This window comes from Promineifilum sp. (SeqCode) (assembly GCF_041918635.1).
Lineage (GTDB): Bacteria > Chloroflexota > Anaerolineae > Promineifilales > Promineifilaceae > Promineifilum.
In genome coordinates this window covers 1-9,222 of the sequence record NZ_JAYRVJ010000772.1, presented here as the reverse complement: position 1 = coordinate 9,222, position 9,222 = coordinate 1, and the positions used below count along the sequence as shown (strand labels likewise).

Below are 9,222 nucleotides of genomic sequence, written 5' to 3'. Positions count from 1 at the left end.
TCCCGCTCCAGGACAACTTGCAGCCGGCCGTTGACGACGATGAACATCGACGTGCCCAGCTCGCCCTGGTGAAACAACCGCTCGCCGTCGGCCAACCGCCGCCAGGTCACTTGCTCCTGTATGGTGTGGAGTGTCGCCGGGTCTAGAGGGCCAAATAGACGGGTGAGGATGCCCGCCAGTTGGAGGCGCTGGATGCGCGGGGCGATGGCCAGAGCGAAATCGGCGGCGATGGTCGAACGGCGCTCGACCAGACGATCAAAGGCCCCTTTGGGAATACACAGCAGACGGCTGTCCACCATGGCGACGACGTCAGCCGTGCGCGGCCGGCCCGTCAACAGGGCCATCTCGCCCACGCCCTCGCCGGCGTCGAGCCGGTCGAGCACAAGTTCCGCCCCGTCCGCCTCGCGCACGCGGACTTCCAGCAGGCCGCTCTCGACGATGTACATGCTGTCGCCGGGGTCGTCCTGGCGGAAGAGCGCCTCGCCCGCGGCCAGCGCGACAAAGGTCAGATCGCCAGCGATCTCAACCTGCGCGGCGCTTTCCAGGTTGTGGAAGAGCGGGCTGGCGGTCAGGACGCTTAGAGCGGGTGACGGATCAGCGGGAGATCGTTCACTTATAACCATATTTCGCGTCATCTGCCACTGTAGGGTGGGTTGGCAACCCGTGAGGCGGGTTAGCAACCCGCCTTACAAATAAAGCGGCCGTATGTTACCTGTGACGACCGCGGTGTGCCAAGAAGGGCTGATGGTCAAATGACCCGTCACTCGCACCGCGAATGAGCAAAAAGGTCGCCCACAATGTCACGGACGCGACATGCAAAACGGGGTGCGGTGTGTTATAGTGTTGCCGTGCCTGGCGAGCAGGTCCCATGCGCTACGACACGGTGTTGGCTTAGGCAGATACGGGGGCAGACACATAGGTCTGTCCCTACGTTCGGCCAATTCCCCTTCTACTAGCCGCGCGCCAGCGGCAGACCTACATGTCTGCCCAAGTTGCTCATTCGTTGACGATGTTAAACGCGCTTCTCGCCTTTCTGGGCATCGGTACCAGGGGCGGTTGAGCGCCATATACGTTTAGTGGAGTCGCTGACGCAGTTGGACAAGCTACGCTAGTCCCACAGCCTGCGCTATGTGTAGGTGGTCACGTAGAGGATTAACCCATGCTCCCTTTAACACGACTTGCTTCAGCCGGCGTTTCTCGCGTGGGCAGACACCTAGGTCTGCCCCTACTCTTGTTGGCCGCGGCCATCGCGCTGTTTTCCGGCGCGCCCGTCCGGGCGGCCAATTTCCCCGTCAGCGACTTGCCGGGCTTGATTCTGGCCATCAACCAGGCCAATGATGAGACCAACAATCCAGGCCCGGACACGATCCAACTCAGCGTTGGAACGTATACCATCACAGCCGCCGACAACACCACGGTTAACGGCGACAACGCCCTGCCGGTGATTACGTCAGACATCACGATCGAGGGTGCGGACGGCGTGACGCTTGCCCGCAGCGCCGAAACGGACTTCCGCTTCTTTGAGGTAGCCACAACGGGAGCGCTGACCCTGCGCAACGTCGACCTGGAAGGGGGCAGCGAGTTGCGCGGCGGCGCGATCCACAGCCGGGGCGCGCTGACTATTGATAAAATCGTCCTCTTCAACAACCGCTCGCGAGACGGCGACACCAGCGTCAACCTGCCCAGCGAATGCGGCGGGGCCATCTACCATGAATCGAGCGGCGCGCTGACCGTCACCGACAGCGAGTTCAACACCAACGACGCGCCTTGGGCCGGCGGGGGGCTGTGCATCGCGCAGGGCACGGCGACCATCACCGATAGCACCTTCCAATTGAACACCGCGGAAGGCCACCAGATCACCGGCACGGACACGGCCGGCGGGGCTATCTACACGGAGACTTTTACCACCGCGAACGTCCAGCGCAGCTTCTTTAGCGGCAACGGCAGTGGGACGGGCGGAGCCATCCGCAGCAACTCAACGACGTTTACAATCGTCAATAGCACGTTCTACAATAACACGGCGGTGAATGGCGGGGCGATTAACAACCGCATGGGCAACATGACCATCACCAATAGCACGCTGGCTTTTAACGACGCCGGCGGCGATGGTGATTCGCTGTCCTACGAGACCGGATCGCTCGTAGTCCAGAACAGCATTCTCCAGAGCACGGGCGCGGGTACCAACTGTACGTTTGGTATCACGGACGGCGGCGGTAACGTCACTTGGAATGGTTCAGGCTGCCCGGGCACAATAGCCAATCCGCTGCTGAGCCTGCCGGCGGACAACGGCGGGCCGACGCTGACGATGGCCCTGAACGCGGGCAGCGCGGCGTTCAACGTCGTGAGCGCTAACTGTCCGGCGACCGACCAGCGCGGCGTGGCCCGGCCGCAGGGCGCGGGCTGCGACAGTGGGGCATTCGAGGGCAATGGCGCACCCAGTGCCGGGCCGACGATCAGCGACGTGCCCGACCAGACGGCGCCCAAGAACACAGTCATCGGCCCCCTGCCCTTCACGGTGGCCGACAGCGACACGCCGCCGGCCTCGCTGGTGGTCAGCGCCACGTCGAGCGACGACGCCATCGTACCCGACGCATCCGTCGTCATCGGCAATGGGGCCGGCCCCGGCGACCGCACGGTGACGCTGACGCCGGCGCTGAACGCCACGGGCACGACGACGATCACCTTGACCGTCAGCGACGGGGCGCTGAGCGATTCGTCCCAGTTCATGGCGACGTTCACCAACCAGGCCCCGACAGCGGCTGGCGACTCGGCCACAGTAAACAGCGGCGACACGGTGACGACGCTCGATAGCGGCGAGACTTCCGTGCTGGCGAACGACAGCGACCCTGACGGGGGCGACTCTCTAACGGCGCAACTGGTTAGTGCGCCAACACATGACAGTGCCTTCACGCTCAATCCCAACGGTACGTTCAGCTACACCCACGACGGCGCGGACATGGTGGCCGATACCTTCACCTACCGCGCTTGCGATGGCGCTGACTGCTCCGCGCCGGCGACGGTGCGCATCGTGCTGGAAAACCGCGTCCGCTCCGATGCGGTCGAAATCCCCCTGACGCCCACCACCGACACGGCGGTGAACCCGGCCGACCCGAACTGGTATCGCTTCAACGTGCCGACGGCCGGCTCGACCATCGTGGTGACGCTCAGCAGCGACTACGACTACGACCTGTATCTGTTCGCGCCCGGCATCAATGAGGAGAACGGGACGATCCGCGACCTGGCGCAGTTGTCCGACATCGCCCAACTTAGCGATATCGCCCAGTTGTCCGACATCGCCCAACTGGACGACATTGCGCAACTGTCCGACATCGCCCAACTCAGCGACATCGCCCAGTTGTCCGACATTGCCCTGCTGGCTAATATCGGCGACCTGATCGACCTGGCCCAACTGGACAACATTGCCCAACTGTCTGACATCGCCCAACTAAGCGACATCGCTCAGTTGAGCGACATTGCCCAACTGAGCGACATCGCCCGCGACAACGTGGATGGCACGTTGGTGGGGTTGTCCATCAAGAGCGGCCCGGCCAACGTCGCCGGCAACGAGCGCATCGAGCACGAGATTCACGAACTGTCCGGCCCTTACTTCCTGGGGGTCATCGCCCACGACGAGGCGGCCATTGGCCAGCCCTTCACCCTCGACGTGAACATCACCACGCCCGACCCGCTGCCGACAAACGCCGCCGAGCCAGAGCGCGACTTCACGACGCCGCCGACGGACGCGACGGTAGAGACCATCATCCTGACTAACCTGGCGCGGTTCAGCGAGGCGGGCTACAGCGCGGGCGACGTGAGCGCGCTGCAGACGAGCCTGAACGCGCTGGCTGCCGACCCGACGGTGCATGGGGTGGTCTACGACCTGGACACGGTGCAAGACGCGGCGGGTGGGTTCAGCTTGCGCGCCGCCTACACGGCCTGGGATCAGGACACGGCCGCCGAACTGCGCAATCCGCAAACGGCCAACCGGCTGGCGCAGACGATCAAGCACTTCCTGTACGACATCATTCCGGCCTACCCCAACCTGAAGTACATCGTGCTGGCCGGCGGCGACGAGATCGTGCCCCACCGGCGGATGATCGACGCCACCCTGGTCGCCAACCAGCGGCGCTATAACCTGGCGGAGGATCCGGCTATCGCCGCTGCCTTCACCAACCGCTACTATCTGTCCGATGACTACTACGCCGCGGTACTGCCTTACAACGCCTTCGGCCGCGAGTTGTACCTGCCGCAGTTCGCCATCGGCCGGCTGGTGGAAAGCCCGGCGCAGATCAGCAACCTGATCGCCGTCTATCAGGCCGGGAACGAGACGATTGAGCCGCAGAACGCGCTCATCACCGGCTACGACTTCCTGATTGACCAGGCCAACGCCGTCTCGGCCGAACTGGACGCGCGCGGCATCAGCGCTCAGACGGAACAGACGCGGCTGATCGACAACGCCTGGCGGGGATCGGACTTCCGTGCGGCGGCGCTGAGCGGCCAGAAGTACGATCTCATCTCGCTCAACTCCCACTTCGACCACCACCTGTTCTATCCGAATGGCAGCCCGACAGAGGCGGGCAACCTGGTCTACGCCGACGAGGTGGATGACAATGCGGCCAATGATTTCGCCGGAACACTGGTCTTCTCAGTCGGCTGCCAATCGGGGCTGAACGTGGCCGACCGCTGGTACGCGCCAGGCACGCCCTTCACCGGCGCGGACTGGGCGCAGATGTTCAGCAGCGAGGGCGCGAGCTTCGTGGGCAACACGGGCTTCGGCTATGGCGACGTGGACTTGCTGGCCTACTCCGAGCAGCTGATGCTCAACTTCGTCCAGGAGTTGGGACAAGGCGGTGGGGCGGCCGGCGACCCCACCGTGGGCGGCGCGCTGCTGGAGGCCAAGCAGACGTACTTCAACAGCCTTGCCGCCGGCACGCTCAGCGTCTACGACGAGAAGCTGATGGGCGAGATGGCGCTGTATGGGTTGCCGATGCAGCGGGTGGCGCTACCTAACCAGGCTCAGGCCGCGGCCCCGCAAGGGAGCGGGAGGGCAGGGGAGCAAGGGAGCATTCTGAACTCTTCTCTAGCCCCTATACCGGGCCTGACGCAATCGAACTTGAACCTGACCCTGAATTACACGCCGCAGAACACAAGCCGCGGCAGCTACTACCGGATTCAGGGCGAGACGGACTTGCTGCAGACGGGCGAGCGGCCGGTACTGCCGCGCACGACCATCTCGCGCGACTCGGCCAACAACGTGGTACGCGGCGTGTTGATGCTGGGCGGCACGTTCACCGATCAGCCGAACTTCGATCCGGTGGTCATGAGCATCCTGTTTGAGGACAGTGATGAGGTTCCAGGCGAGGCGCGCCACGACGTGCCGCAGTGGTTCACGATGATGCCAGCGTCGGTCAACCGCTTTTGGGACATCGGCGAGGGCATCTACTCGCAGAACATCGTCGTCACGCCCGGCCAGTTCCACGCCACCTCGACCGCGTCCAGCCCCAAGACGGTCGGCGTCATGCGGCTCTACAGCAACCTGCAACTGCTGGTCTACGAGGCGCCGGGCACGGAGCCGGACTACACCGCCCCGGCCGTCTGGCAGGTGGAGGCGACACCGGGCGCCAACCGGCAGTTGACCTTCACGGCGCTGGTGGAGGATCGCGACGGCGCGTCCTTCGCTCCGGCAACGGGCGTACTGCGCGTGGTCGTCCTTTATCGCCACGTGAATAGCAACAGCTGGTCGCGAGTCGATCTGGACTACAACGCCGGATCGATGACGGCCAGCAAGACGATCGTTGTGCCCACGACGGGGCAGTATGAGTACTTCGTGCAGGCGGCTGACAATGCCGGCAACGTCAACCCGGTGCTGGATCACGGCAACTACTACACTGTCGAGGCGGTGGGAGCCGGAGGCAGTCTGCGGGTGACCAAGGACATCGTCGGCCAGGGCTATCCGGCCAACGCCCAGTTCACGGTGTGCCTCAGCGGCGGCCCGGCCGAGTTGGCCGCCGACTGCAAGACCGTGACGGGGGACGGCGGCACAGCTGAGTGGGGCGACCTCGTGCCGGGCGGCAGCTACGTGGTCAGCGAACAGGACGCCGGCCCCAACTGGACTGAGCCGGCTGACCAGACCAACCTGACAGTGGCTCCCGGCGCGCGCACCGACGTGACGGTGACCAACACCTACAATGTGACGCCGCCCCCGCCGACCGTCCCGATCTACGTCTCGGCCGACAAGCCAGGCAGCGTGGGCGCAACCAGCTTCAGCGGCGAGGACATCCTGAAGTGGAACGGCACGGCGTGGTCGAAGTGGTTCGACGGCTCCAACGCCGGTCTGACCTCGAGCAAGAACCAGGACAACATCGACGCCTTTTACATCCCGAGCACGAGTGGAACGGCGGTCATCTTCAGCTTGAGCGGCCAGAATCGCAAGCTGCCCAACATCAACGACAAGCTCAAGGGGGAAGACCTGGTGCGGTGGGATGGCACGAAGCTCTATCTCTACTTTGAGGGGGATGAGGTCGGCCTGAAGGGCAGTAGCGAGAACATCGACGCGCTGCACATTCTGCCCGGCTCGATGTCGCCCATCGGCTCAGGCTGCCAGGCATACCTGCTTATTAGCATCACCGGCAAGGGCGAGGTCAAAGATTACCAGAACAAGAAGCTCAAGTTCGGCGGCGAGGATGTGCTGGGCTTCTGCATGACGAATGATGGCGAGGACACGGCCGGGTTGTGGCATCTGGTGCTGGATGGCTCCAATGAGGGCATGCCCAAGGACTCGCTCGACAGCTTGTCGGCCAGCGCCAACGGGCAAATCCTTTACTTGACAACGAAGGGCACGTTCAACGTCGACGGCGCGGCCGGCGGGCACTCGATGGTGTACCGCTTTGACCGGGCGACAGGGCAGTTCAGCGGGCCGTACTTCAACGCGCAGACCAATGGGCTGAGCGTCAAAGTGGACGGCCTGCAAGTAGACGGCGCACTGCCATAGGAAAGAGGCTCACGCAAAGAGCGCCAAGAATTCCAAGAACGCAAAGAACGAGTTGCTTCTTTGCGTCCTTGGCAAACTTTGCGGACTTTGCGTGAGCTCTTGAGTCAGAGAATAAGTGATTGCGATTCGACGTGCAACGACGGCCGACGAATCCACACTGTGGGAGATGCTCTACTATGCCATCTATCAGCGGCCGGACGAACCGCCGCTGCCGCGCCACATCGTCCGGCGGCCGGAACTCAGCCGTTACGTGGATGGCTGGGGTCGCCCGGATGATTCGGGCTTTGTAGCCGCGATGAACGGGCAACCCATTGGCGCGGTCTGGTTGCGGGCGCTGGCTGAGCCGGAGCCGGGCTATGGTTATGTAAATGACGAGACGCCTGAGTTATCCATGGCGGTGCTGCCGGCCTATCGCGGCCGGGGCATAGGCTCGCAGCTTCTGACGCGACTGTTGAGCGAAGCCGCGCGGCGCTATCCGGGTGTCTCACTCAGCGTCGCCGCCGACAACCCGGCGAGGCGACTCTACGAGCGACATGGGTTCGTCGCGGTCAAGCAGAGCGGCGACTCGTTGACCATGCTTTGGAGTAGGGGCTAGGGGCTAGGGGTTAGGGGCTAGGGACTAGATAAGAACGCTCTTCCCTAGTCCCTAGCCCCTAACCCCTAGTCCCTACCGCCTCTAGAAGCTCCGCGAAGAAGCCGGCCGTTTGGGCGGCGATGGCGGGCCAGGCGAACTGGCCGGCCAGGACGCGGGCGGCGCGCCCCAGTTGGTCGCGGCGGGCCGGGTCGGCGGCCAGCGTGGCGACGGCCTCGGCCAGCGCCGCCGGGTCGGCGGGCGAGACGAGCCACACGTTCTCGCCGTGGCGCAGTTCGGGGGTAGGTTCGGCCGGCGCGGTCGTGATCAGCGGCCGTCCGTGGGCCAGAACGGCCATCAGCGTCCCCCGGCGCAACGAGACGCCGTCGCGGTAAGGCATCACCATCAGGTCGGCCGCCGCCAGGTGAGCCGAGACGCGCACCGAGGCCAGGAAGCCCGTCCAGTGCACGCGCGCGCTTAGCCCCAGCCGGTCGATCTGGCCGCGCAGACCGGCCAGAAAGGCTTCGTTGTTGGCCGGGTCGCTGGCCCCGGTCTGGCCGCCGATGAAGACGAGGTGATAGCGGCCATCCAGCCGCGCCAACGCTTCGATCAAGGTATCTGCCCCCTTTGTCTCGTTGAGAAAGCCGAAGTAGCCGAGCAGCACGTCGCCCACGCCCAGCCCCAGCCCGTCGCGCACTTCGGCGATCTCGACGTGGTTCGGCTCGTAGGCGTCGATGTTGCTGCCGATGGGGACCTGGCGCACCGGTCGGTCGGTCCAGCCGTGCAGGACGCGAAAGTCGGCGGCGTTGGTGGCAATGCAGCCGGCGGCGCGAGCCGCCAGCGCGCGCACGACATGCTGGCGCAGCCCGCCGGCCTTGGGGAAGAGGTAAGGGACGCGCAGGTCGTGGAAGGTGACGACGGTCGGCGCAACGCCGCGCAGCCGCCAGGGCAGGTAGTTGATGGCCGCGCTGCCCATGTTGAAGGCCGCCGCCTGGTACTGGAGGTTGACGACCTCCAGATCGTGGCGCACGGCGATGTCGGCGATGGTGGAGAGGCTGGGCCAGCGCCAGCGGCCGACGCGCGGGTAGAGGCGAGCGTAGCCGAGGTCGATGGGCTGGAAGAGAGACGCTAACCCTCCGCCAGACCCTCCCCCAACCCCTCCCAGAGGGAGGGGGGAGGGTCTGGCGCGGCGCGACGTGATGATGGTCACCTCGTGCCCCAACGCCGCCAGCGCCCGCGCCAATTGCTCAGTGAACGCGCCGACGCCGCCCTCCATCGGGGGGAATTCGCCGGTGACGAGGCCGATGCGAAGAGGACGGGGGAGCGGGGGGGCGGGGGGGCGAGGGAGTGTCATGGTGTGTTAGTGAGCAGTAAGCAGTATTCAGTAAGTCAGTGGCCGGTGGTAGTTGGTCGTTCGTCGTTCCCCGTTCGCCGTTCGTCGCTCCCCCGCCCCCCCCCCCCCCCCCCCCCCCCCCCACCCCCCCGCCCCCCGCCCCCGGGGGGGGCCCCCTTTGTCGGTGGGGCCCGGCCGCGGGGGGGGCGGGGGGGGGGGGGGGGGTGGGGGGGGGGGGGGGGCACCGGGGAGTACGTTGTGGAGTACGGGCGGGAGCGGCGGTGGCGGTACGAGGTGCGGGCGCGGGAGGCAGGCGAGGACGCGGAG

General features: G+C 65.3%; 4 protein-coding genes. 2 read left to right on the top strand and 2 right to left on the bottom strand.

The window, feature by feature from the left end:
- The coding region (locus ACE3UY_RS22190; protein WP_374689651.1) for a cyclic nucleotide-binding domain-containing protein at positions 1-623 on the bottom strand (623 nt) is incomplete at its 3' end.
- A gap of 578 nt (positions 624-1,201) precedes the next feature.
- On the opposite strand from ACE3UY_RS22190, the gene ACE3UY_RS22185 reads away from it, so the two are divergent.
- Together ACE3UY_RS22185 and ACE3UY_RS22180 are read left to right on the top strand one after the other, a co-directional pair.
- A complete protein-coding gene (locus ACE3UY_RS22185) occupies positions 1,202-6,991 on the top strand; it encodes a choice-of-anchor Q domain-containing protein (RefSeq protein ID WP_374689650.1) in 5,790 nt (1,929 codons plus the stop codon).
- 115 nt (positions 6,992-7,106) lie between these two features.
- Positions 7,107-7,586, top strand: a complete 480-nt coding sequence (locus ACE3UY_RS22180; protein ID WP_374689649.1) for an N-acetyltransferase family protein — start codon at positions 7,107-7,109, stop codon at positions 7,584-7,586.
- Positions 7,587-7,644: 58 nt separating this feature from the next.
- Here the strand turns inward: ACE3UY_RS22180 and ACE3UY_RS22175 are convergent, their stop codons facing one another.
- The gene (locus ACE3UY_RS22175; RefSeq protein WP_374689648.1) at positions 7,645-8,916 is read right to left on the bottom strand and encodes a glycosyltransferase family 4 protein; all 1,272 of its coding nucleotides are present in this window, start codon (positions 8,914-8,916) and stop codon (positions 7,645-7,647) included.
- Positions 8,917-9,222 lie beyond the last annotated feature (306 nt).

Bases quoted from the DNA above. Each gene is read 5' to 3' on its own strand.
- ACE3UY_RS22175 (WP_374689648.1), bottom strand. From the start codon at position 8,916: ATGACACTCCCTCGCCCCCCCGCCCCCCCGCTCCCCCGTCCTCTTCGC.